This is a genomic window from Thalassospira sp. UBA4513, from assembly GCF_002388495.1.
Lineage (GTDB): Bacteria > Pseudomonadota > Alphaproteobacteria > Rhodospirillales > Thalassospiraceae > Thalassospira > Thalassospira tepidiphila.
In genome coordinates, this window is sequence record NZ_DGMR01000009.1 from 41,617 (window position 1) to 65,647 (window position 24,031).

General features: G+C 54.0%; 29 protein-coding genes. 14 read left to right on the forward strand and 15 right to left on the reverse strand.

Features of this window, described 5'->3' with window-relative positions:
* Positions 1–183 precede the first annotated feature (183 nt).
* The 3 genes from pobA to B2T33_RS03430 all read left to right on the forward strand — a co-directional run bounded on the left by pobA (position 184) and on the right by B2T33_RS03430 (position 2,375).
* Entirely contained in the window at positions 184–1,350 is a 1,167-nt protein-coding gene (gene pobA, locus B2T33_RS03420) for a 4-hydroxybenzoate 3-monooxygenase (protein ID WP_197147318.1), read from the forward strand.
* Between the two features lie 243 nt (positions 1,351–1,593).
* A complete protein-coding gene (locus B2T33_RS03425; RefSeq protein ID WP_286791156.1) occupies positions 1,594–1,887 on the forward strand; it encodes a DUF883 family protein in 294 nt (97 codons plus the stop codon).
* Positions 1,884–2,375 carry a hypothetical protein gene (locus B2T33_RS03430; protein WP_286791157.1) on the forward strand — a complete coding sequence of 164 codons (492 nt, stop codon included), beginning with the start codon at positions 1,884–1,886 and terminating at the stop codon, positions 2,373–2,375. The genes B2T33_RS03425 and B2T33_RS03430 overlap by 4 nt, the downstream gene beginning before the upstream one ends.
* Before the next feature lie 43 nt (positions 2,376–2,418).
* Here B2T33_RS03430 and hpt read toward each other — a convergent pair whose 3' ends face one another.
* Together hpt and B2T33_RS03440 are read right to left on the reverse strand one after the other, a co-directional pair.
* Positions 2,419–2,955 carry a hypoxanthine phosphoribosyltransferase gene (hpt, locus tag B2T33_RS03435; protein ID WP_008891923.1) on the reverse strand — a complete coding sequence of 179 codons (537 nt, stop codon included), beginning with the start codon at positions 2,953–2,955 and terminating at the stop codon, positions 2,419–2,421.
* Between the two features lie 183 nt (positions 2,956–3,138).
* Complete coding sequence (locus tag B2T33_RS03440; RefSeq protein ID WP_286791158.1) at positions 3,139–3,912, reverse strand: glutathione S-transferase; 774 nt, start codon at positions 3,910–3,912, stop codon at positions 3,139–3,141.
* Between the two features lie 278 nt (positions 3,913–4,190).
* Here B2T33_RS03440 and B2T33_RS03445 point away from each other — a divergent pair, with 278 nt between their 5' ends.
* A complete protein-coding gene (locus B2T33_RS03445) occupies positions 4,191–4,409 on the forward strand; it encodes a DUF3126 family protein (protein ID WP_008891916.1) in 219 nt (72 codons plus the stop codon).
* A 67-nt stretch (positions 4,410–4,476) separates the two neighbouring features.
* Here the strand turns inward: B2T33_RS03445 and B2T33_RS03450 are convergent, their stop codons facing one another.
* A complete protein-coding gene (locus tag B2T33_RS03450) occupies positions 4,477–4,707 on the reverse strand; it encodes a thioredoxin family protein (protein WP_008891915.1) in 231 nt (76 codons plus the stop codon).
* 16 nt (positions 4,708–4,723) lie between these two features.
* The gene (locus tag B2T33_RS03455) at positions 4,724–6,052 is read right to left on the reverse strand and encodes a permease (protein ID WP_083997164.1); all 1,329 of its coding nucleotides are present in this window, start codon (positions 6,050–6,052) and stop codon (positions 4,724–4,726) included.
* A gap of 403 nt (positions 6,053–6,455) precedes the next feature.
* Here B2T33_RS03455 and fdhA point away from each other — a divergent pair, with 403 nt between their 5' ends.
* Positions 6,456–7,652, forward strand: a complete 1,197-nt coding sequence (gene fdhA / locus B2T33_RS03460; protein ID WP_064782059.1) for a formaldehyde dehydrogenase, glutathione-independent — start codon at positions 6,456–6,458, stop codon at positions 7,650–7,652.
* 157 nt (positions 7,653–7,809) lie between these two features.
* The gene (locus tag B2T33_RS03465) at positions 7,810–8,469 is read left to right on the forward strand and encodes a hypothetical protein (protein ID WP_064782058.1); all 660 of its coding nucleotides are present in this window, start codon (positions 7,810–7,812) and stop codon (positions 8,467–8,469) included.
* 78 nt (positions 8,470–8,547) lie between these two features.
* Here B2T33_RS03465 and B2T33_RS03470 read toward each other — a convergent pair whose 3' ends face one another.
* The 3 genes from B2T33_RS03470 to B2T33_RS03480 are packed head-to-tail and all read right to left on the reverse strand — an operon-like array spanning position 8,548 to position 11,280.
* Positions 8,548–9,348 carry a siderophore-interacting protein gene (locus B2T33_RS03470; protein ID WP_286791159.1) on the reverse strand — a complete coding sequence of 267 codons (801 nt, stop codon included), beginning with the start codon at positions 9,346–9,348 and terminating at the stop codon, positions 8,548–8,550.
* A complete protein-coding gene (locus B2T33_RS03475) occupies positions 9,345–9,842 on the reverse strand; it encodes a MarR family winged helix-turn-helix transcriptional regulator (RefSeq protein WP_064782056.1) in 498 nt (165 codons plus the stop codon). Before B2T33_RS03475 ends, B2T33_RS03470 begins: the two co-directional genes overlap by 4 nt.
* 16 nt (positions 9,843–9,858) lie before the next feature.
* Positions 9,859–11,280 (reverse strand): MFS transporter, encoded by a 1,422-nt coding sequence (locus tag B2T33_RS03480; RefSeq protein ID WP_286791160.1) that lies wholly within the window; start codon positions 11,278–11,280, stop codon positions 9,859–9,861.
* Positions 11,281–11,525: 245 nt separating this feature from the next.
* Between B2T33_RS03480 and B2T33_RS03485 the strand changes: the two genes are divergently transcribed.
* Positions 11,526–11,717 carry a hypothetical protein gene (locus tag B2T33_RS03485; protein ID WP_064782054.1) on the forward strand — a complete coding sequence of 64 codons (192 nt, stop codon included), beginning with the start codon at positions 11,526–11,528 and terminating at the stop codon, positions 11,715–11,717.
* Positions 11,718–11,747: 30 nt separating this feature from the next.
* Here B2T33_RS03485 and B2T33_RS03490 read toward each other — a convergent pair whose 3' ends face one another.
* The gene (locus B2T33_RS03490; protein ID WP_064782053.1) at positions 11,748–12,419 is read right to left on the reverse strand and encodes a class I SAM-dependent DNA methyltransferase; all 672 of its coding nucleotides are present in this window, start codon (positions 12,417–12,419) and stop codon (positions 11,748–11,750) included.
* 287 nt (positions 12,420–12,706) lie between these two features.
* On the opposite strand from B2T33_RS03490, the gene B2T33_RS03495 reads away from it, so the two are divergent.
* The 4 genes from B2T33_RS03495 to B2T33_RS03510 all read left to right on the forward strand — a co-directional run bounded on the left by B2T33_RS03495 (position 12,707) and on the right by B2T33_RS03510 (position 14,660).
* Positions 12,707–12,964: a type II toxin-antitoxin system RelE family toxin gene (locus tag B2T33_RS03495; protein WP_064782052.1), complete on the forward strand. Its 258-nt coding sequence runs from the start codon at positions 12,707–12,709 to the stop codon at positions 12,962–12,964.
* Positions 12,965–12,974: 10 nt separating this feature from the next.
* Positions 12,975–13,358, forward strand: a complete 384-nt coding sequence (locus B2T33_RS03500) for a helix-turn-helix transcriptional regulator (RefSeq protein ID WP_064782051.1) — start codon at positions 12,975–12,977, stop codon at positions 13,356–13,358.
* 60 nt (positions 13,359–13,418) lie between these two features.
* On the forward strand, positions 13,419–14,195 hold the full coding sequence (locus tag B2T33_RS03505) for an HNH endonuclease (protein WP_167351231.1): 777 nt from the start codon (positions 13,419–13,421) through the stop codon (positions 14,193–14,195).
* Positions 14,196–14,294: 99 nt separating this feature from the next.
* Entirely contained in the window at positions 14,295–14,660 is a 366-nt protein-coding gene (locus B2T33_RS03510; protein ID WP_157097781.1) for a hypothetical protein, read from the forward strand.
* A 27-nt stretch (positions 14,661–14,687) separates the two neighbouring features.
* Here B2T33_RS03510 and B2T33_RS03515 read toward each other — a convergent pair whose 3' ends face one another.
* Positions 14,688–15,902 (reverse strand): TIGR03862 family flavoprotein, encoded by a 1,215-nt coding sequence (locus tag B2T33_RS03515; RefSeq protein ID WP_083997163.1) that lies wholly within the window; start codon positions 15,900–15,902, stop codon positions 14,688–14,690.
* Between the two features lie 177 nt (positions 15,903–16,079).
* Here B2T33_RS03515 and B2T33_RS03520 point away from each other — a divergent pair, with 177 nt between their 5' ends.
* Positions 16,080–16,562, forward strand: a complete 483-nt coding sequence (locus B2T33_RS03520) for a GNAT family N-acetyltransferase (RefSeq protein ID WP_064782049.1) — start codon at positions 16,080–16,082, stop codon at positions 16,560–16,562.
* Positions 16,563–16,581: 19 nt separating this feature from the next.
* Here the strand turns inward: B2T33_RS03520 and B2T33_RS03525 are convergent, their stop codons facing one another.
* The 6 genes from B2T33_RS03525 to pcaQ form a co-directional block, all read right to left on the reverse strand.
* Positions 16,582–17,526 carry a helix-turn-helix domain-containing protein gene (locus B2T33_RS03525; RefSeq protein WP_064782048.1) on the reverse strand — a complete coding sequence of 315 codons (945 nt, stop codon included), beginning with the start codon at positions 17,524–17,526 and terminating at the stop codon, positions 16,582–16,584.
* 144 nt (positions 17,527–17,670) lie between these two features.
* Positions 17,671–18,279, reverse strand: a complete 609-nt coding sequence (locus tag B2T33_RS03530; RefSeq protein WP_157097780.1) for a hypothetical protein — start codon at positions 18,277–18,279, stop codon at positions 17,671–17,673.
* 313 nt (positions 18,280–18,592) lie between these two features.
* On the reverse strand, positions 18,593–19,984 hold the full coding sequence (locus B2T33_RS03535) for a TRAP transporter large permease (protein WP_063086895.1): 1,392 nt from the start codon (positions 19,982–19,984) through the stop codon (positions 18,593–18,595).
* Positions 19,977–20,474 carry a TRAP transporter small permease gene (locus B2T33_RS03540; RefSeq protein WP_064782046.1) on the reverse strand — a complete coding sequence of 166 codons (498 nt, stop codon included), beginning with the start codon at positions 20,472–20,474 and terminating at the stop codon, positions 19,977–19,979. Before B2T33_RS03540 ends, B2T33_RS03535 begins: the two co-directional genes overlap by 8 nt.
* An 83-nt stretch (positions 20,475–20,557) precedes the next feature.
* Positions 20,558–21,589, reverse strand: coding sequence for a TRAP transporter substrate-binding protein (locus tag B2T33_RS03545; protein WP_064782045.1), 1,032 nt, complete (start codon positions 21,587–21,589; stop codon positions 20,558–20,560).
* A 233-nt stretch (positions 21,590–21,822) separates the two neighbouring features.
* Entirely contained in the window at positions 21,823–22,764 is a 942-nt protein-coding gene (gene pcaQ / locus B2T33_RS03550) for a pca operon transcription factor PcaQ (RefSeq protein ID WP_008891899.1), read from the reverse strand.
* 145 nt (positions 22,765–22,909) lie between these two features.
* Here pcaQ and pcaD point away from each other — a divergent pair, with 145 nt between their 5' ends.
* Positions 22,910–23,710, forward strand: coding sequence for a 3-oxoadipate enol-lactonase (gene pcaD / locus B2T33_RS03555; protein ID WP_083997162.1), 801 nt, complete (start codon positions 22,910–22,912; stop codon positions 23,708–23,710).
* The coding region (gene pcaC, locus B2T33_RS03560) for a 4-carboxymuconolactone decarboxylase (protein WP_286791161.1) at positions 23,703–24,031 on the forward strand (329 nt) is incomplete at its 3' end. The genes pcaD and pcaC, both read left to right, overlap by 8 nt.

Genomic DNA, 24,031 nt, shown 5'->3' on the forward strand with positions numbered 1-24,031 from the left:
CGGTTAGAACCAGATCACGCACAAGGTATAACCAAAATCCAATACATGTTCGATTTGTCCAATCATTATCCCGGTTTGTCCATTCTGTCCCAACAGCAACAGGCGTATTCTTTCCGCAATGGAACGGTTCTTGTTCCAATTCAAAAACAGAACCAAAAACCGTGATCTTGTGAGGAAATCGTCATGCATGTCCCTGTCGTTATCGTTGGTTCGGGCCCGGCTGGTCTGCTGCTGTCACATCTGCTGCATGTGCAGGGGATTGAGTCCATTATTCTGGAACGCAAAAGCCGCGACTATGTCGAAGGTCGCATTCGTGCAGGCGTTCTGGAAATGGGAACGGTCGATCTGATGAAGCGTGTGGGCGTCGATGCCCGCATGAACAAGGAAGGCATCATCCATGGCGGCATCTATATCAGCGTCAATGGCAAGCGCACCCATGTGAATATCGAAGAACTCACCGGTGGTTCGACCGTCATGGTGTATGGCCAGACAGAAGTCACCAAGGACCTGATCCAGGCGCGCCTTGATCACGGCGGCGAAATCATCTTCGAAGCCGAAGATGTCAGCCTGCATGACATCAATGGCGATACACCAAGTGTTCGATATGTCAAAGACGGCAACGCGCTTGAACTGACGTGCGACTATATCGCGGCGTGTGACGGTTTCCACGGCGTCGGGCGCAAAACCCTGCCGGGCGTCAAGGAGTTCGAAAAGGTCTATCCGTTCGGTTGGCTGGGCGTTCTGGCCCATGCAAAGCCGGTTGCCGAAGAACTGATTTATGCCAAGCATGACCGCGGCTTTGCGTTGTGTTCGATGCGCTCGGACAAGGTTGTGCGTCACTATGTCCAGGTGCCGATGACGGACAAGATCGAAGACTGGTCTGATGACCGGTTCTGGAACGAGCTTCGCACCCGTCTTGGTGAAGAGGACGCCGAACTGGTCAATGAAGGCGAAGTGTTCGAAAAAAGCATCGCGCCGCTGCGCAGTTTTGTGGCGGAGCCGATGCAACACGGCCGTCTGTTCCTTGCCGGTGATGCCGCCCATATCGTGCCACCGACCGGTGCCAAGGGCCTGAACCTTGCGGCGAGTGACGTTCACTACCTGTCCGAAGCCTTGATCGCAAAATACAAATCCAACCGCGAAGATCTGCTGGCAAGCTATTCCGATACGGCATTGGCCCGTGTCTGGAAGGCAGAGCGGTTCTCGTGGTGGATGACATCCATGCTGCATACGTTTGATGACCAGAATGAATTTGATGGTCGCATCCGCAATGCAGAGCTTGAATATATCCTGTCGTCAAAAGCAGGTCTGAAAACCCTGTCGGAAAATTACGTCGGTTTGCCTTACTGATCGACGTAACGGGGATACCCACCCCCGACGGAGAAGTCCCGCTCTCCATTTCCGCCCAGAAGTCCGACAGGTCATGAAACGGTCCGCAACCCACGCGGACCGTTTCTTTTTGGCATCGGTTGCCGGGTTTTTATGTATGGTCAAACCGTTATGCCCCGAAATCATCACAATTGGTTGGGGAACCTTATGCCATGTCCGCACGTTTCCTGTGTGTTGCTGTTTTCAAGACAATAGGAGAAAACCATGGCGACCAAGACCGAGACGACTGCTGATAATGCAAAACTGCAGGCGGATGTCGATGCCCTGCGCAGCGATCTGGCCGAAATCACCAAAACCCTGAAGACGATGGGTGGTCAGGCGGCAGAGACCAGAACGCAGGCAGCTGCGGAGCGCATTCGTGAAGTGACCGGTCAGGCGCGTGATCAGTTTGATCATGCACGCGGTGTGGCTGTGGATCAGGTTCGCGAGAACCCGCTGGCATCTGTAGCCGTGACCTTTGGTGTCGGCCTGCTTATCGGCCGTCTGCTGCAGAAATGATTGATCAGCTGACCGACATACTTGTCGATCAGGCAAAGGCCGCGGTCCGAAAGGGCGCGGCTTTTGCCGCGATCGCAATTGTGATGTTGATCGGGGCAGGCTTCTTGCTGGCGGCCATCTATATGGCGATTGCCGCATCCTTTGGCGCGATTGCGGCTGCCATGGCGATTGGCGGCACGCTGGTGACGCTTGGGCTGGTGGCCCTTGCCATCATGTTGCAGCGTGATCCCGGCGATGCGGTTGATCCCGCAGCCGTGCATGACGATGCTGCGCTCAGACAAAAAACCGAAGATGACATGTTGTTTGATCTTTTGGTGCATTCGGCCATGACCGGCTATGCAACTGGTCAAGGTAACAAACCGCGCATGCAATCGGGGTTTGATAAAATGGTCACCGACCTTGCTGCTCTTGGTATTTTCGATCCCCCGAAGGGACACATGGAAACCCAAGAAAGCCATGACGATCCGAATACAAAAAAGGCGGGATAGCTGATCAAGCTGCCCGCCTTTTTTTATTCTGTTTTCGCCCGGTTTATTCGCCGTGGAAATGGACCGTGCCGATAAAGGGCAGGTTGCGGTTGTTCTGGGCATAATCGATGCCATAACCGACCACAAATTCGTCAGGGATATCAAAGCCGCAGAAATCAATCGGGATTTCAACTTCGCGGCGCGACGGCTTGTTCAAAAGCGTGCAGATTTCCAGACGGTTCGGATCGCGGGTTTTCAGAAGCCGCACCACTTCCGACAGGGTGTAGCCGGTATCAATGATGTCTTCGACCAGCACGACATCCTTGCCACGGATCTGACCATCAAGGTCCTTGACGATGCGCACATTGCGCGAACTTTCCGTGGAATCGCCATAGCTGGATGCGACCATGAAGTCGACTTCGACCGGTACGGTCAGTTTGCGTACCAGATCGGCGATGAAAACAAAGGAGCCGCGCAGCAGGCCGACAACAATCAGCTTTTCGGTATCCTTGAAGCTTTCATTGATCTCGGCGGCAAGCGCATCGATCTTGGTGGCAATCTCGTCCGCCGTTATCAGCGGCTTGACATCATAATCGGCCATAAATTCCGGTCCTGAAGCGTTATGGTGTGATGCTTCGCTTGCTAGCACAAGCCGGTCACGATGACCAGCCTGTGAATGGTAACAGAAGTATAATCCCGTAGCTCCGCGCACCGGAAATCGCGCAGCCCGCGAAGCCGTTTGATGTCATTAAACGCAGAAGTGTTTTGACGCTTTGCGCGGCGTTTAAGCCGCCTTGAAAATCACCGGCGTGTCGCCTTCGTGCCATTGGTCATATTTGGTCATGGCGCGTTCAAAAAGCTGGGAGGCCAGGAAATCATCAAGCCAGCGCTGCACATGAACGAACGGCATGGCGTCAAACGCCTCTTTGTCGGTATTGGCAAACTGGCGGATGAAGGGGGCGATGGCGAAATCGGCCAAGGCCGGGCGCGACCCGAACAGATATTTGCCAACCGCCAACCGACCATCAAGGCGGTTAAGGATCTTTTCCGCATCCCGGCGATGTTCGAGCGGGTCTACGTCTTCATAGCGGTTGGGATATTTGTAACGATCAAGGTGATGCTTGAACGGGCCATCATTTTGCGAAATCAGGGCCAGCATGTCGTCAAGCGTGCCGCTTTCGGGTGTCAGCCATTCAAGCGGATCATTTTCCGCAAGTGCCCAGACCATGATTTCAAGGCTTTCATCGACCACCGTACCATCGGGCAGGACCAGAACCGGGACGGTTGCCTTGGGCGATACATCGATCATGCTTTGCGGTTTGTCGCGCAGGACAACTTCACGCAGTTCGACATCAATTTCGGCGGCCAGCAACGCAATACGTGCGCGCATGGCATAGGGGCAGCGACGGAAACTGTAAAGGATGGGCCGGGATTGCGCAGCAGCGTCTGCTATGGCCTTCGCAGGGGGAAGGTCGGCGGTCTCGGTTTTGGCAGATGCGGTGCCGGTGCCGGTGTCGGCATCGGTGTCGGCCTTGGGCATAACTTCGATTTCGGTCATATATTTGGCTTAAACGGTGCCCGCGGGCAATGCAATAGACAATCGCGTGACAACCGGAATGCGCAAACATCCGGCTCCCTGACGCGTATGCTGCAAAAAATGGCCGGTTTTACGACTTTTTTGGCCCGATGGGCTTGATTTTACTGTCCGGTTTGTGAAAGGACAGTGCACCAGATTTAACAAAAGACTTTAGGATAGAGGGCAGACGCCAAAGTGCGTATGAGATATCCTGTAGTCTTACAGACAAAAGCCGTTGGAAAGAACAAGGGGCAAGTCCTATGACACCGACAGAGATCGCACGCGTCGAAGATTATCTGCGTCGCACGTTTGATAACCCGAAAATCGCCATTGATGCGCCCAAGAAAAAAGGCCATCCGATTGAAATGCGTGTTGGCGACGAGTTCGTCGGTGTTGTGCATCGTGACGAGGATGAAGGCGAAGTCAGTTACTCGCTGAACCTTGTCATCCTTGAAGAAGATCTGCCGCCGGCACCCTGATCTCTGATCTGACTGATCGAATTTAAAACGCCCCGTTGCCTTTTCTGGCCGGGGCGTTTTGCGTTTGCTACGACAGCATCTGACGGATTTCGTCCGGGGTGGCGACCTTGCCTTCGACCAGGATGTCGTCATCGGCCATCAGGGCCGGGGTGCGCATGATGCCGGCATCAATGATCTTGTTGGTGTCGGTGACCTTTTCGATCTCGTAATCAAGATCAAGCGCCTGCGCGGCCGCTTCGGCGTTTTTGGCCAATGCCTGGCACTTTGCGCAACCGCTGCCATAAATGCTGAGTTTCATCTTTGATCTCCTGTGATCAGAATGATTGAATATTGCCGTAAACAAAGCCCGAAATCGTCGCCATGACGACGACCAGCGCGCAGTAAACCAGCGTTTTCTGCGTGCCGATGACGGTGCGAATAACCAACATGTTGGGGAGTGACAAAGCAGGCCCGGCCAAAAGCAACGCCAGGGCAGGCCCCTTGCCCATACCTGCACCCATAAGGGCCTCGACAATCGGGATTTCCGTTAAGGTCGAAAAATACATGAACGCGCCCAGAACCGACGCCAGCGCGGTGGAGGTCAGGGAATTATCGCCAACCGCTGCCTGCACCCATTCATTGGGGATCAGGCCTTCATGCCCCGGTCGGCCCAGCAGCAGCCCAGCGATGAATACCCCCATCACCAGAAGCGGCAAAATCTGTTTGGTGAAATCCCAGCTTTGATCGACCCATTCACGGTCCTGATCGCGCGTCAGTGCAATCATCATCAGGCCGATCACGCCAATGGCAAAGGCCAGTTGCGGATGTTGCGGGAAAATCACGGCAGCAAGGATGACAATTGCTGCAAGCCCCGCAACCTGTTTAACCGGCCAATTCCATTGCCAGATCAGAAGTCCGGCAAAGCCCGCCGCAAGAAGAGCGGTGGTGGTCCATTTAACATCATAAACCGCCATCCAGACAGGACTGCCGGGGACGGAGGCCCAGTTGGCAAACACCAGAATGCCGACCATCAGACCAAAAAACGCAATGGTGATCGAAAGCGGCTTGCCGTCATCGTCGCCGCCAAAGCCGCGTTTGGATTTCTGGGCGCGATCATGTTCTTCGTGGCGATAGATCAGATGCATGATCAGGCCGATGACAATGGCAAACACAATCGCGCCAACCCCGCGCGCAAGGCCGATTTCAGCCCCCAATACCTTGGCCGTGACGACAATCGCCATGATATTGATCGCGGGCCCGGAATACAGAAACGCAATCGCCGGACCTAGCCCGGCACCGCGTTTGTAAATCCCGCCAAACAGCGGCAACACCGTGCAGGAACAAACCGCCAGCAACGTGCCCGAGATTGATGCCACGCCAAGGGCGACCGGGCGCGATGCATCCGGGCCGAGATAACGCATTACCGATCCCTGACTGATGTAAACCGCCATCGCCCCGGCAATCACAAAGGCCGGAAGCAAACACAAAATAACATGTTCGCGGGCATACCAGTTGGTCAGATAGACGGCCTCAAGCACCGCATTGTCAAACCGCCCCGTGCCAGCCGGGATGAAATAGATCGCAAGGAAACCAAGCGAAATGGCGGCAAACAGCCGTCCTTCGCGGGGATTTTCACGATAAAGCGCGATCAGGCGATGAAGCATCGGACGGTCTCCAAATGACCACGACGGGCGTTGTTGTTTTTAATCTATCCAGATTGGCCGACTATTACTTTGATACATCGCAACGTTGTGCACTGCCGCGACGCGGGGTTTGGCATCCCCCCATTTTTCGGATGTTCCCGCTGATCACGGATCGGCCGGGGAAACATTCGAAGGCCGATTTCAACCAATCGTCGCAAATCTTCTGAGCACAAGAGGAAGTTTAGGGGACGCAGCCCAGTTCGTTTGACAGTCGCGCGAACGCGGGCCTACCGTTTTGGTTGCACTGCGAATATCAAAAAACGCGCGGTGGGTTCGGTTCGGGCAGGGGTGCGGCGCAAGATCGCATGGACCCGGACATCAACAACAATCCTGACAAACCATATCAGGGAAGAGGAAGCAGAATATGAGCAGTCCATCAAATCGTGGCGTTGTATTCAAAGGTCCGGGAAAAGTCGCAATTGAAAACATCGCGTTTCCGGAATTGGCGCTGGGCAATCGCAAATGCCACCATGGCGTCATTCTGAAAGTTATCACCACCAATATCTGTGGCAGTGACCAGCACATGGTGCGTGGCCGCACAACCGCTCCCGAGGGGCTGGTTCTTGGCCATGAAATCACCGGCGTGATTGTCGAAACCGGCCGGGATGTCGAATTCCTTAAGGTCGGTGATGTGTGTTCCGTGCCGTTCAACATTGCCTGTGGTCGTTGCCGCAATTGCAAATCCGGCCTGACGGGCATTTGCCTGAATGTAAACCCGGCGCGTCCGGGTGCTGCTTATGGCTATGTCGATATGGGCGGCTGGGTCGGCGGGCAGGCCGAATATGTCATGGTGCCCTATGCCGACTTCAACCTTTTGAAATTCCCGGATTCAGATCAGGCGATGGAGAAGATCCGCGACCTGACGCTTCTGTCTGACATCTTCCCGACCGGCTTCCATGGCTGTGTCACGGCGGGTGTCGGTCCGGGCAGCACGGTTTATATCGCCGGTGCCGGTCCGGTTGGCCTTGCTGCGGCGGCGTCGGCCCACCTTCTGGGGGCGGCTTGCGTGATTGTCGGTGACATGATCGATGATCGCCTGGCACAGGCACGCAGCTTTGGGTGTGAAACCATCGATCTTAAAAAAGACATGCCGATGGAAGACCAGCTTGAAGCGATCCTGAATGATCGCGAAGTGGATTGCTTTGTCGATTGCGTGGGCTTTGAAGCCCATGGCTGTGGCTGCAACCACAATCACGAAGCCCCGGCAACCGTTCTGAACTCTGCCATGCAGGTTACCCGTGCCGGTGGTTCGATCGGCATTCCGGGCCTTTATGTCACCGAGGATCCCGGTGCGGTCGATGATGCCGCCAAGGTGGGTGCACTTAGCATGCGGTTTGGTCTGGGCTGGGCAAAATCCCATTCCTTCCATACCGGTCAGTGCCCGGTGATGAAGTATCACCGCAACCTGATGCAGGCGATCCTGTTTGAAAAGATCGACGTCGCCAAGGCGGTCAATGTGCAGATGATCAATCTTGATCAGGCACCAAAAGGCTATGCCGACTTTGACGGCGGGGCGGCGAAGAAATTCGTCATCGACCCGCATGGCAGTGTCGCTGCCTGATCCGGCATCCATCAAAAACGCATCTCTGGCACCCCGGTCTTTGGCCGGGGTGTTTTGCATTCCCCTGAAACAAAACCGCTGGCGGCACGTTGCGTGGATGGTGCCGGATCAAAGTTGAATTCGGCCACCAAGTCGATTTTGATTTCAGGGGGACCCGATGGGTTCATGGATTGAACAACACGCGACCTTGCTTCAGGTTGGGGTTAGCATCGCAACATTGATGGTGTGGATTTTTTACGCGCAATTGCTGTTTCAAAGCTATCGCCGCGTCAGACGTCCGAAAATTGTCATCAACCAGATGCTTGGCAATTCGGACAAGGCGCGCTTTCTGATCAGCAATATGAGCCAGGAAGCCATCCATATTGACAAGGTGCTTGTCTGCATTGGCGATGAGACGCATCAGGTGTGTGAGCAGGTCACAGACAGCGATCCGGAAGTGGATTTCCAGACCGATCAGGGCAGCAAATCGGCCCACGCCGCCCGTCTTGAGGAACTGACAGTGCAAGGCCCGCTTGAATCCGGCAGATGCATCGAACTGGGCGCGCTGCAAAACCTGATGCGGCGGATCAGTCATCAGGCCCGCGCCAGCGATAAGGACACAGGTAATGATGCCGATACCGCAATGGGCGAAGGCAAGTGCCGGATCGAAATCATGGTCATTGCGGTCTATAGCTCGGAAAAGGGCGTGATCGGTGCCAGCCGGGCCTTTGTCTGTGACGAGGATGGGCAGTTGCACCCGGAAATGGTTCAAACGACCCAGCATGCCGGCTTTTTCGCGCGCAGACGGATGGCGCGCCTGCATGCGCAATATGCCTGATCAGCTCAATCATTCGCCAAACGCAAACGGGCCCCGCAAAGGGGCCCGAAATGTTTGTTCGATTGTGGTGTGTGCCGATCAGGCCGCCGTTTTGGCGTCCTCGGACTTGATGACCTTGTGGGTGTCTTCATTCATGCCAAGCTTCCAATAGCTTGAGATATAAAGATCATCCTTGCCAAGGCCGCGTTCCTCGCGGAAGTAGCTGCGCAGTTCCCGCATGGAGGTGAATTCGCACGCCGCCCAGACTGAAAGCCGACCGTCTGCGTGCCAGGGGATGCGTTTGACCACATCACTCAGGACCGTGTTCTGTGCGCCCGGACGCGGATTGATCACCCATTCGATTGTGATGTTGTCGGGCTTTTTCAAATCCTGCATGTCGGCTTCTGACCGGACTTCGATCACGGCATAGCCGCGTGCGTCACCCGGCAGGGTTTCCAGATTGACCGATACGGCCGGAAGTGCCGTCATATCGCCAACAATCAGGAACCAGTCGGCGGTCGGATCAACAAGCTTTTTCGGGCCGGGGCCCCCGATGGTGATCACATCACCGGGCTTGCAATTGACCGCCCAGTTTGAGGCGGGGCCGCCATGGTCATGATCATCCACACCATCATCACCATTGCCAGCACCATGCATGACGAAATCAATATCGATCTCGCGGCCCTGATCGGTCATGCGGTCATGACGCACGGTGTATGTCCGGCGCAAAACGCGGCCCTTGTCGTCGCCTTCAATCGGGAACATCAGTTTGACATAGGCGCTTTCCTGATCGTCTGGGAAGTCCTTCATGCCGTCACCGCCAAGGGTAACGCGTAGCATATTGGGGGTGACGTATCCCTTTCTGATCACGGTCAGATCGCGTGTGGAAGGTTTACTCATTTCTTCACTCCTTGGTCCTTTGGGCCATCGGCCGCAAAGTCCAGTTTCTTGCATTTGTGGGTTTCCAGATTGTCGGACATCAGATTGGCGATCTCGACAAAATCATGGATCTGTTGTGGCGTAAGGCCGCTGGTCATTCGGGATCTGACTTCTTTTTCAACAGCGCGGAAATCTTCCATTTTTGCGCTGCCGGCGGCCGTCAAATGCAGTGTTTGGCTCCGTCGATCTTCGGGGTGCGGGCGGCGTTCAATCAGCCCGTCATTTTCAAGTTCTTTCAAAAGCCGCGTGATCCGGCCTTTGTCCTGACCGGATTTTTCGGCCATTTGCTGGGCGGTGATGCCGGGGATTTTGACAATCCATTTCATCACCCGCTTGTGCGAAATCGGCATCGGCATGTCGGCTGCCTGCATCGCATGCATCAGTCTGCGTTTATAGGCATGCACCAACCGATGCAGGGTTTCACCCGGGACGTGGACCTGATCTTCTTCGGTCATGACAATCGTTTCTTCCTCACAGGCCAGCCGGGCTGGCAATCAAGCCGGAACGAAGGGCATGGCGGCGTCCTTCGCATATGATGGCGGAAGTAACGGCCGAGCCACTGGCGACGATCATGATGGTCGCAAGGTCAAAGCCACCACCGGTGCCAATCAGAATGGCGGCAAGGGCCGCACCAACCGACTGGCCGGTCAGGCGTGCGGTGGACAAAAGCCCGCTTGCCCCGCCGGACCGTTCACGCGGCGCACTGGTCAGCATCAGGCGGTTATTGGGCGCCTGAAACAGACCAAATCCGGCCCCACAAAGCGCAAGGGCGGCAATGATCGGCGCCAGCCCACCGGCATCGGCCGCCAGCGTCGTGCCATAAAGCCCGATGGCAAAGACCGCCATGCCAATCCCGGTCAGACGGATCGGCGAAAACCTGTCGGCCAACCGTCCGGCAATCGGGGCAATGATCGCGGTCGCCACCGGCCATGGCGTCATCAAAAGACCTGTCATGGTGGCACTTTGTCCCAACACATCGTGGAAATAGAACGGCAGGGTGACGAACGCAATCATCTGAGCACAAAAACCGGTGATTGATGACCCGATGGAGCAGGCAAAGACCGGAATTTTCAACAGATCAAGCGGCAGCATCGGGCGGGTGCGTGACAATTGGCGATGCACCAGAAAGACACCGGCAACAAACGATACTGCAAATTGTACGCCGATCAGGATCGGGTTGCTTTCGATGCCCATATTGCCAAGCGCCGCGACAAGCCCGCCAAAGGTCAGGACATTTAAAAACGCACTGATGAAATCAAACCGTGCGCGGCTTGGCGTATTGAACGGCAGGCTGAAATAGCCAATCACAACCGCCAGAACCGACATCGGCAGATTGATCAAGAACAGCCAGTGCCAGCTGGCAACCGCCATGATGGCCGAGGCAATGCTGGGCCCGGCGGCGGCCGAAACCGACACCGTCATCGCGATCCAGCCAATCGCCTGACCGAGTTTCGCATGCGGGAAAACATGGCGCATGATGGCGGCATTGATGCTCATGATCGCAGCCGCCCCAAGGCCCTGCAATACGCGCGCTGCCGTCAGAAGCTCGATCGTCGGGGCCATCGCACACAGGGCGGATGCCACCCCGAACAGGGCAACCCCACTCAGGTAAACCTTGCGAAACCCGATGGCTTCGCCAAGGGCTGCAAACGGCAAAAGGGCCACCACGATGGCCAACTGATACGCCGTAATCACCCAGATCGCGTGGGCCGGTGTTGCGCCCTGATCATGGGCGATGGCGGGCAGGGCGACATTCATGATCGTGCCATCAAGCACCGCCATCATGATTGTGATCAAAAGCGCCAGTGCCGCATAAATGCGCCGTGGTCCCGGCAGCCCATCGGGATGCACTTCGGGTGATATCTTAAGTCGGGGGATATGAGGGATCGGCATGGGGCAGTCTCTTTATCAAATGGTGTGCGCGAAGGGGCCTTTATTTCAGGCACGGCATGTCGCCTTGGTATCGCGTCGGCAAAGCGTGGGGCGCTTGTGGGGGCAGACGCGATCCTTAATTGGTTGATACTGTCAACTATATAAAAATGGTTGATCATGTCAACTATCTTTTTGACCTGCCCTTAAAGCTAGTATGTCTGCCGCGTGAGGATGTTATCATCACGGGATAAACAGGGAGGATAACGATGAAAACAGTTCTGATGATTGCCGCCGCCTTGCCGTTTGCGCTCGGCCTGGCGGTTATGCCGGAACCGACAAACGCGCAGCCGGTGACTGTGGATCAGGCGATTGAACATGGTGGCGGATGCCGCAAAAGCTCCCCACCCGGTCAGTGCTGCCACATGGATCGCAAGGCGGGCACGGTTCATTGCCACTAGGCGGGTGGGCATAGAGCCCGGATCGCAGGGTTATTTCACCCGGTACAGATCATAGAAAATGTGCTTCTTGTCGGCGAAATCTTCGTGGTTGGGCAGATAGGGCATCGGGTCGGAATGGGAAATCATCTCCCATTTTTTGGCCTTGATGGTGGCCTGAATGGCCTTGATGAAGGCGTCGTCATAAAGATCGGTGCGCTGGGTAAAGCACACAATCCCGCCGCGCTTCACAACCCGGCAAAATTCCGAAAACAGCTGCTTTATTTCGCGGACATAGGTCAGGGTGCCAATACATTGAACAGCGGCAAAGCCATTGTCGCCAAAGGCCAGCGTTTGGTTCATGTCGCGCTTCTTAAGGTGACGATAAACGCCCTTGGCCTCGGCCGCCTGCAGGGATTCCAGCGAAAGATCAATGCCGGTGATATCGCTATATCCGGCCTTTGAAAGCTCCAAACCCGTCAACCCGGTGCCACATCCGGCATCCAAAACGGGTGCGTCAAACGGCACCCCGTGCTCAACCATGATGGCCGCCGCCCGCTTGGGCGCGTCATAGCCCATCTTGGGCAAATCCGCATCATAGCTTTCCGCCCACTTGTCGTAATAGGCGGCAAGGGCCTCCGGTCCTGCATCGGTCATCCGCGTCAGGTCGGATGCGCTATCGGAAATATCCGTACCTCTGGAATTGCCATCACTGGCACCCGTCATGGCTCACCTCTCTGTTTTTATTCTTGGATTTTTGAAATTTGAAGGTGGGTATTAAGGCATAGACGATGTTGCATTGCAAATTTTGCCCCATCTTTTGATGGCGTGTGCCTTTTGGCCGGCTTTGGTTTGGTTGGTCATGTCTTTTATGACCTTTTAGTCGTAAAAGATGCATTTCGAACGGTATTGTTATCCTAATAGTATATATTTTCGGCGACCACATTCGAACAAGATTTGTTGTTGTTTGTTTGTGTTTATGTTATTAAAAGTTTGTATTTGAGGTGCGTGAGATGCTTCAGATCGTCTATGCAAGGGATGCGCGCAAAGCATTGCGCAAGATACCCAAAAAGACGCGTGACAGTATTTTGCAGAAAATCGACCTGATCGCCCAAAATCCACTGCGCACCGATCTCGATATAAAACCGCTTAGGGGTGTTTCGGCCCATAGGCTGCGCGTTGGGCAATACCGGGTGGTCTATACCGAGGATGGCGTCATTCTTGATGTGCTGAAAGTTGGCCCGCGTGGTGACGTTTACGACAAGCTTTAGGAGACAGGCGATGAATGTGCCTCATCAGATCATTTACAAAGATGAAAAACCCGAATTCGCCGTCGTGCCATGGGATGAATATGTAAAACTCTTCAAGCCGACAGAAGATGATCTGGACAGAATGGCCTATGATCAAGCCGTGGCGCACGATGATGGTGTGCGTTTTCCTGCTGCGGTGATCAAGCGTCTGAGTGACGGTGAAAATCCGGTGCGCGTATATCGCGAGTATTATGATCTCACACAGGAAGAATTGGGCGCGAAAGTGGGGGTGACCGGAACCTATATCGGTGCTGTTGAACGGAACGCGCGTCCGCTGTCAAAAAAGCTGGCGACGAAAATTGCGTCTGTCTTCAAGGTTGATGCGGATGATTTGGAACCTTGGTCGCAAGAGTGACCTGACGTTTTGGGCAGAAAATAAATCTGTCCCTTTTTTTCTATGGAGGAGTGGGGTTTGGTGACACAGCTACAGAATGTCTCCACTACTGATCTTTACTACATTTGTCAGATCGTCGATACAGTCACACGAAATCCATCCAGCTATATTAGAAATATAGAAGACATTTTTGGCGATATGGCATCAATTAGTCTTACTCACAGCTTTCCAAAATGGACGCCTTTTCACATATTCATAGAAAGTGTAATATCAAGCGTTATTTATGAGGAAGCTGAAAAAAGCAAAACCATCGGAACCTTCTGGGTTGATTATTTGCTTGATGCAAACGACATAAAAGTGAGCTCAGCATCAAACGACCCTCATGGGGGCAGCCTTGTATATGGGTATGAGTATCTTGAGCAACTGTCTCAGGACAACTTGATCAATGACGTTTGTGAGAATGTTACCAAGCAAGTGTTTCATGTGCTTTTTTCAAACCGAGCTACTCTTGCAGCATTCTGGGACGTTGTATCTTGGTACGTCTCGGATACCGCTCGGCTATTTAGGCCTGAAGCATTTACTAGATCAGGTCATCTAAAAAGGTCTCGTATCCCGATGTGGGCCCAAAATTCCATTTATCACAGAGATAAGGGGCGCTGCGTTCTGTGTAAGACGGATTTAACAAAGTTGGTCACGCAAGAAAACTCTCTACATTTTGATCACATCATCCCTTTAGCAAAAGGAGGCGGAAATTGTGTGACAAACCTTCAGTTGACATGTTCATCCTGCAATACCCGAAAGGGAGGGCGTGCATCCACCACTTCGAAAGATTATGAAGCTTGGTATAAATACGACTAATGAGATGAAAATATACGCCATAAATTAACTAACATGTATGGTGTCATTTTCTGTCCAAATCAGAGTAGGGAATGATATTTGTGAAAATTGGAGCCGGAAATGATTCGCTTACAAGAGGTGCGAATTGAAACGAATAAAAAATGTTCTTTTTCAATTCATTTAGTGGAAAATGTTGCGAATAAAACAGATTTCAGTTGTGAAGTGGACGTATTTGACTTTGTATCAAATCATCCGGGAAGTTACCGGATATCAACAAAAAATACTTTCCCGACACCTATTGAAGCTCTTGAAGACGGGCTGAATCAAGCTAAAAATTATAGTAAAAATTCTCATGTCACGATTTGCGTAATTGATAATCCTTGTAATTGCGAACTGGTTTCAAAGAAAGACCAACAAGATTTAGTACGCAAATTAAACCTCTCAGCACAGGTAACTGAAAACGGCAGTACTGAAGACGGCAGTTAAGTACGTCCAAATTAATTTGGCATTCAATTAGTATTTGATTAGGCACCCACTCAACAAATACCCACCCGTTGGTGCTTCCCAATCAATCATTTCGCCGAGGCAGTAGGTGCCGGGGCGGTTGATTAGTTGGAAGGTGTCGTCGAGTTCTTCCCATGCGACACCGCCTGCGGTGCTGATGGCCTCGTCCAGTGGACGGGGCTTTTTGATTTGGAGTTTCAGGTTTTTGATCGCCGTGGCGAGGGCGGTTGGGTCGTTCAGGGTTTCGCGCGGGGTGACTTCGAAAATCAGTGCTGTTTTGGTGGCATCAAGGCCGAGGGTTTTGCGTAAATGGTTACCCAGTGAGTTTTTGCCGCGTGGCTTTGACAGGCGGTTGGTGACGTCACCCAGCGTGCGGTCGGGGCAGAGGTCAAGCGTGAGGGTGCCAACCCCGGTTTCAAGCCACTGATCACGCAGCGTTGCCGAGATGGCGTAGACCGCGCTGCCTTCGATCCCGGTTTTGGAAATGACGAATTCGCCGCGCACGGTTTGGTCGCCACAGGTGAGTGTCACGGCCTTAACCGGAGAGCCAGCGCATTTGTCGATCAAATGGTCGGTCCAATTGAGTTCAAAGCCGCAATTGGCCGGTTTGAACGGGTTGCACTTGATCCCGGCGTTAAGCAGGATTTCCATCCATTTGCCGTCTGAGCCCAGCCGTTTCCAACTGCCGCCGCCAAGGGCCAGAATGGTGATGTCGGCGGTGGCGGTGATTTCGCCATCGGGCGTTTTGAAAACCGCCTGATCAGCGTCGTTCCAGCCGGTCCAGTAATGGCGATAGTGGATGGTGCAGCCCAGATCATCAAGTCGCCTAAGCCAGGCGCGCAAAAGCGGGCTTGCCTTCATCGCGGTCGGGAACACCCGGCCTGACGAGCCGACAAAGGTTTCAAGACCCAATCCCGCACACCATTCGCGGATTTGATCGGGCCCGAATTTGCGCAAATGCGGTTCAAGCCGTGCGCGTGATGTGCCATAGCGGGTGAGAAAGGTTTCAAGATCTTCGCTGTGCGTGATGTTAAGCCCCGATTTCCCGGCCATGAGCAACTTGCGCCCGGCACTTGGCATGCCTTCATAGATCGTGACCGCGTAGCCATCACCGGCCAGCCGTTCGGCCGCCATCAGGCCAGCCGGACCGGCACCGATCACCATGGCGGTTTTGCCATTCGGGGCAGGGCGGGCGTGCGGCGCATTCGGTGTTGGGCTTGGCATGTGCGGCCTTTGGTCAGGGTTGATATCGGCTGGTTTTAGCGGCTTTGGGTCCTATTGGCAATTTGTCCGGCGTCAGATGATGGGATGCGGGTGGGTTCGTGGTGCTTGACCGCACAGAGCTCGCTGTTTACCACTGCCATCTTGTAACGCCACCACCAGCCCATCAGGACCACAGCCATGATTACCGGAACCTGGCAAACGCCAACCGATGAAGAACTTCTGCGCATTCGCGACATGATGGAAGATGCGCAGTTTTATGACGCGATTGCGCGTGTGCCCGATGATGCCCTGAGCGCGGCACTGGCGGGATCAGAGGACACCGCACTTTGGGTGTTTCGTGTTGATCAGAAGGCGGTTGCCTATGTCTATATGACCGAGATGGCAACAAGCCTGCCAAAGGTCGATGAGTTTGGGGTGTTTGAACGCGGGCAGGGCTTTGGCAAGGCGGCATTATCAAGCTTAGCTGCCAAGATTGCCGAAACGCCTGATTATGAAAAGCTGTGGCTGAATGTTGTGGATGGCAATGACAATGCGCTTAATCTGTATCGCAAGGTCGGGTTTGGCGAGGAAAAGTTCATTGCCAAGGGTTGGAAAACGCGGTCTGGCCGGGTGGTCGATCAGGTGCGCATGTGGCTAACACTTGATACGTTGCGAAGCTAGGAGCCCCAACGCCGAGAGCCTATCGATTATCAGTGCGAAACCGGGCCGGGGATACCCCGGCCTTTTTGGTAAAGAAGCGCGAAAAATATCCGGCATCGCGAAAGCCCAGACTATCTCCGATCTGTTGAATGGCGATGTCGGTATAGATCAGGGTCCGCTTGGCTTCCAGCATCAGGCGGTTTTGCACCACCTCGCTTGCGGTCATGCCATAAATGTCCTTGGCAATGCGGTTAAGCTGGGTTGTGGTGACGCCGATTTCACGGGCATAGAAATCAAGCGATTTGTGCTGCTTATAGAACGTTTCGACCAGCGTCTGAAACTTGCGGAATTTTTCGGCCTTTTGTTCCTGGCGCGACAGGCGTGCCGAATGATCCTGCGGCACGGTGCGTCCGATACCAAGCAACAGCAATCCCAGAATATGACGAAGCGCAAACAACCGCCCGGTATTGTGGCTGTAATATTCCGTGACCAGTTGCGATATCAGGAAATCGGTCGGGCTGTTGGCATCGCCAGAGGATGACCGCGTATCAACGCAGATCGCCTGATCAAGCCGGGCGAGGAGTTTGGGTGCGGGGCTGAGAATTTCCTGCAGGTGATAGTCGGTCAGAGAAATCACCCAGCCATCAATATCATCACTGAATTTAAAGCCATGTACGGTGCCGGGCGGCACCGTAATCAACTGGCCTGCCTGCATGGTCAGATGTTGATCATCAAAGCTGATCTCGGCCGTGCCATGGGTGATATACAGCAGCTGAAACAGGTTGGTATGGCGGTGCGGTTTGATGTGCAAATCATGCAGGCGTGATCGTTCCGGGATGCTTTCAAGATGAAAGAATTCCGGTTCGGTGATCGGTTGCGGATCGGATGCGGGGATATTTTCCAGATCATAGCCATCACGTGCGCGGGGGCTCGTTGCCGCATCGCGTTCGCCGTAAAGCTTATAGATCGGGATGGTGTTGCGCATGGATGCTCTGATTTGCGATTGGTTAATCTTCGTTATGTCAGGGCGGTTTAGACTGTTTTCGAGCCGGAAAAAAGAAATGCATGTGCCAAAACTGGCGCGGGCTTATCACCAAAGTAGACAGTCAAATCATAGACAACTGGAATCTCATCGCATACTCCGAAACAACTTTCGCATGAGATGACCGGTATCAGAATAGTCACTTCGGATCTGACGAAGTTGAGCACTCAAGCACTGCTCCGCAATCATACAGAGACTAGTTGCAGTAGTTATGCTGCTGATCGTTGTACTATGGGTTTTGTCCCGCTGTGACCTCCGAAGATCCCATGTATCAATACTGGATACCGCCAAAGCGCATTTCTCTTGCACCTGCAGGAGAGCAGCAGCCGTTTCACCAGTAAATTCCCTTGGCCCAATCTGTCTAACGATATCACCGACGTGCGCCAGAAGTGGGTTTATCTTTCTGCATTCATTTGTGTAACGATCAATATATTCTGCTTCATAGAACTGCTGGTTTGTGATTTTGTCGGCGTCTCCCGCAGTCCGCACCAACACAACGTGCAGTTCTTCCAATGCAAGCCTCAACTGCTCAACTGCTGTTTTCGCGTTGGAAATTGGCCGTTGCAACGTATCGCTGTGTATGTCGTATGTCTGGTCGACAAGCCGCATCGTCGACCGCAACTGAGCGGATATTTGCAAGCGGGTCGCAGATATTACAGACAGGCCGCCTGCCAAGCCAAACAAACCAGCACTCATGGCTTCCCATTCTAAGGAGCGGATAGCATTGCAAATAGGGGACGTGCACCCTCCCACCATGGAGGGTCCCCATATTCCAGCAATAATAACCAATGCAGCTGCGAGGACAGCGACGTACACCAACATCCAACTCTGGAAATGCGCCCACGTCGCCCAAAGAACGTTTTGCAATCGGACACGAAAATGGTCCTTATCTTCTGCCAAACTCCACGCCTTTCAAACATTGTTTGTGCAAAAGATTTTACACCACCGAACACCAACAGAAAAGCCCGCCAAGATGATGGGCGGGCTTTTCCGAGTTCTGTTAGCGTCGCTAATTGCCAAGCAGCGTTGGCACAAACAACGTTAATATCGGCGCAAAGATCAGAAGCAGAATACGAATGATCTCGGCGCCAAAGAACGGCATCACACCGCGGAATGTCTGGCTCATCGGGACTCCCTTGGCGAGTGCGTTAATGATAAACACGTTCAGTCCCACCGGTGGCGTAATCAACCCAAGCTCAACGACAATGAGTGCGAGGATCCCGAACCAGATCTTCAGATCCTCGGTCCCCATGCCATAGGCCGCTGTTGCCGCCGTCGCCCAGTCGCCGCCATTGATATCAACAAGGGCCGGCCAGAAGAACGGGATAACCACGACAATCATCGACAGGCTTTCCATGAAGCAGCCCAGTAGGATCAGGGCAAGCAACATCAAAACCATGACAAGCCACGGATCAAAGCCGCTGGTGGCGGCGGCTTCTGCCATATAGGCCGGAAGGTTGGCACGGCTAAAGAAGCCCTTGAGGATTTCTGCACCCAACAGGATGAAGAAAATCATCGAGGATGTGATCGCGGTGTCTTTAAGCGACTGGCGCAGACCTTTCCAGGTCAGGCCACCTTTGCCACGAATGCGCATATAGACGCCGTAGACCAGAATGGCGAACACGCCCACACCCGCCGCCGGTGTCGGGGTAAACAGACCGGCACCGAGCCCCAGAATGATCGATCCAAAGATCACCATCACCGGGATCAGGCGCAGCAATGCTTCCTTGCGCTCAGCGGCTGGCATCGGTTCGGGTTTCGGGGCCAGTGACGGGTTCAGGCGCACCTGAATGGCAATCACCGCCATAAAGAACAGAACCGCAATCAGGCCCGGAATGATGGCGGCCTGAAACATCTGAATGATCGATGCTTCGACCGTGACCGCGTAAATCACAAGGGCGACTGACGGCGGGATCAGAATGCCAAGCGTACCACCCGCAGCCAGCGTACCGGTTGCCAGACGCGGCGAATATTTCAGCCGATCAAGTTCGGGCAGGGCGACCTTGCCCATGGTCGATGCGGTGGCAAGCGATGATCCACACACCGCGCCAAAACCGGCACACGCCCCGATGGCCGCCATGGCAACGCCACCACGGAAACGGCCAAGGATGGCATTTACACCCTGAAACAGATCGCGCGACAGGTTGGCCTGACTTGCGAGATACCCCATCAGAACAAACAGCGGCACGACCGACAGTTCGTAGTTCGACACAATCCCGTACAACAGGGATTTAAACTGCTGCAGATAGGGATCAAAGCGCAGGAACGGGAAAAACAGGCTAAGCACATAGTTGCCGCCGATGCCGACACCCACCATGGCAAGGCCGACGGGCACACGCAGTGCCAGGATCACAAAGAGAAGGGCAAGGCCACCAAGGCCGATCAATTCACGTTCAGACATCGGCCTCTCTCTCGAAAATCTGGTTTCCGGCAATTGCCGCCCACAGGAACATCGCAATGATGCCCGGGACATAGAACGGCCAGATCGGCCAGCCCAAAATTGCCGAAAGGGTATTGTCGCTGCGCACTTCGATCAGGCCATTGACCATCATATACCCCAGGAACAGCGCAAGTGCGGTCATCAGAACGGACGACAGGGTATCGACCACCCGCGCAAACCAGTCGGGAAACATCTTGATGAAAACGTCCACCGCGACATGGCCGCGATGTGCCTGACAATAGGGGAAAAACATCAACGCCGCCGAACTGACGATCATGCTGACAAAGTCCTCATAGCCGATAATGGCCGGGACGTTGGCATCAAACAGCCGGGCGATCTTGTCGAGACCAAAGGCGGTCACGTTAACGATCGTAACAATCGAGATCAGCAGGGCAAGCATGCCACCGGCAATAGCAAGCCACGAAGCGGCCTTGTAGAGCACGTTTTTCATATCTCTAACATTCTTGCGGGAACAGAGGGTCACGTATCGACATGATACGTGACCCCACAAGATTTACCAGCAACGTCGGGATGTTACTTGGTGTGGCTCTGAACAGCGGCCTTGGCATCTTCGACAAGTTTCGCGCCATCGATGCCGTTGGAATTGGCTTCTTCGATCCAGCGATCAACAACAGATGCAGACGCATCGTCAAAGGTTGCCTTTTCGGCAGCGGTGATCTGAACGACCTGACCTTTGCCTTCGTTGACCATGCGCTTGCCGACTTCTTCAACGCCGTTAAACACGTCACCGATTTCAGCCGCAAAATCACGGCCGGAATTACGGTCGATGATTTCTTTCAGGTCGTCGGGCAGGCTCTCATACCGGTCCTTGTTCATCGCAAACAGGAAGGTCGAGGTGCCAAAGCGTGAATTTACGCCTTCGCCTTCAACAGAATAGGAAATCAGTTCAGCCAGTTTCAGCGGCGGAACAACTTCGAACGGCACCAGACCGCCATCAACCACGCCAAGCGACATGGCCTGCGGCAGGGCCGGAACCGGCATGCCAACGGGCTCGGCACCCCAGGATTCAATCACCCAGGAACCGGTACGCGTCGGGGTACGCAGCTTCAGGCCCTTGACGTCATCAACGGTGCGGACTTCCTTGCTGGTCAGGTGGATTGCCTGACCGGCATGCACGTGAACGGCAAGCGGGTGAATGTCAGTAAGGTCTTCGGCATATTCATCACGAAGATCCCACATCGCAAGGTTGGTTGCGCGTGCATCGCCAAGGTGAACACCCGGAAGTTCAAACACTTCAAGGCGCGGGAATACGCCCGGGGTGTAACCCGGAAGGGTCCAGACGATGTCGGCAACGCCGTCGCGGACCTGACGATACAGTTCCGGCGGATTGCCGCCCAGCGACATGGACGGGAAGATTTCAAACTTGATACGGCCGTTTGATTCTTCTTCGATTTTCTTGGCCCACGGTTCGATCATTTTCGACTGGGCCGGTGCTTTCGGACCCAGGAAATGGTGGACGGTCAGGGTGACTTCCTGTGCGTGTGCGCCGAACGACACCATCGTCGCGACAGCTGCACCGGCAAGCAATTTGGTGATCTGTTTCATTCTCTTCCTCCTTTGAACGTCTTGTCGCGTTCATTGCGCTGACAAACGTTCAGCCACGATGCGCATCTAGCGTGCGAAGTTTTCCAAGAGTTCTTTTTGTTATTGTTTTTGTTCTTCTTTTTATCACATGACTTGCGTTTGGCGCATTTCAGCCATGTCGAATTAAAGGCAATCTAATCGGTACGTGATGGTTATGTATAATGATATGTAAGCACATATCCATAACCAAATGATTATCCTTTCGCCCCTGCCTGTGCACTGTGATGACGTTGTGCTTCTTCGCGCACAGCATTGATCAGCATTTCAACCGGCGGCGAAATTGGCGAATCAATTCTGGTCGTCAACCCAACGGGACCAAAGGTATCGCTGGTATCGATCGGCAGTTCGACCAGATGCCCTTCGGCAATGTCGGATGCCACAGCCCCGTTCGAAATGATCCAGATCGCGTCGGTTTCGCGCGTAAAAGCACGCCCGAAAGATGTCGAAACGGTTTCGATACGGTCGGGGATCGCACCAATGCCATGCGCAATCAGCATCTTGTCGACCGTTGGGTGAATAATCGCGTGTTTCGGCGGCACCAGAACGGTGAATTCGCGAATGCGGGTAATGTCCGGGTTCTTGTCGGCCAGCAACGGATGGCCCGGTCTGGCGACCAGCGAAATATGCTCGGAATATAAATGTATGAACGACAATCCCGACATCTGATCGGGTTCGGCCAGTCGTCCGACCACCAGATCAAGTTCACCCACGCGTAATTGTCCCATCAACATCACGTTCGGACCAGCCACGACCTTGACCGTCGTATCGGGGCTCAGCGTTTTGAAATGACGAATGGCGTTGGGCATCACGCTGGCGGCAACTGTGGGCAGGACCCCAAGATTGATCGAAAGCCCGCCTTGCATGCGCACCTGGCTGATGCTGTCGACACCTTGGCGAAGGGCCGTAACACTTGCCCCGGCATAGCGTAGGAAAACCTTGCCAAAGTCGGTCAGGGTGACGCCGCGCTTTGATCGGTCAAACAACCGCGCATCAAGATGTTCTTCCAGCTCGCGAATGGTTTTGGAAACAGCGGGTTGGGTGATCGAAAGCGTATCGGCTGCCTTGACGACACTGCGTTGGCGCGCGACCTCAAGAAAGCAGGTCAGATGGCGGAATTTAATGCGTTGATCAAGCATGGGTGCCCTATACATCAACAGTTTAGAATGTTCTTATGGCTGGTTCATGCATAATTATATAGTTATGCAAATTACGCAATTCCTCATTTTACATAACCAAAACCATCTGCGAATGTGAGTGCAAACAAGCAGGGTGGAAACGATAATGAGTCTGCAAGTCGCCCCGGTCAACGGGACACACATTCATTACAGCCAGTCAGGCCCGAAAAACGGCCCGGCACTGGTCTTTGCAAATTCTCTGGGGACGGATCTTCGCATCTGGGATGATGTCGTTGATGCGCTTTCCTCAACGTTCAACATCGTGACCTATGACAAACGCGGGCATGGCCTGTCGGGGATTGGTGATGCGCCTTATGACGTCGCGCTGCATGCCAATGATCTGATCGGGTTGCTTGATTACCTTGGCCTTGATCAAGTGATCATTTGCGGTCTGTCTGTTGGCGGTCTGATCGCCCAGAAAGTCACCGAACTGGTGCCAAACCGCGTGCGGGGTCTGATCCTGTGTGATACCGCCGCCAAGCTTGGCGATTATGACAGCTGGAACACCCGGATCGAGGCGATCAAGGCCGACGGGATTGCATCCATGGGCGATGCGATCATGGAACGCTGGCTTTCGCCGACCTTCCGCAAGGAACGGGTTCTCGAAACCGCGATGTATCGCGACATGCTGGTGCGTACCACGGTTGAGGGTTACATCGGGACCTGTATTGCGCTGCGCGATGGTGATCTGCGCGATGCGGCGGCAAAAATTGCTGTGCCGACATTATGTATCTGTGGATCGGAAGATCTGGCAACGCCGCCCGATGTGGTACGCGCCACGGCAGACATGATCCCCAATGCCGAATTCGAATTGATTGACGGGGTCGGGCATTTGCCATGCATCGAAACCCCGGAATTGCTGACCCGGTTGATCGACCGATTTACCAAGGAGAAGAACCTTGTCTGAGAGCCGGTATGACGTTGGCATGAAAACCCGCCGTTCCGTTTTGGGCGATGCACATGTGGATCGCGCCACCCAAAAAATTACGGAAATCGACGAAGGTTTTCAGCGCTATATCACCGAGAATGTCTGGAACGGTGTCTGGACAAGCGACGCCTTCACCAAGCGTGAACGCTCTATCGTGACCATCGCACTGCTTGCGGGGCTTGGCCACGAAGAAGAACTTGCCATGCATATTCGGGCGACTTTGAATACCGGGGCAACACGCGATGATATCCGTGAAACCCTGATGCATGTTGCGGTTTATGCCGGCGTTCCCGCCGCCAA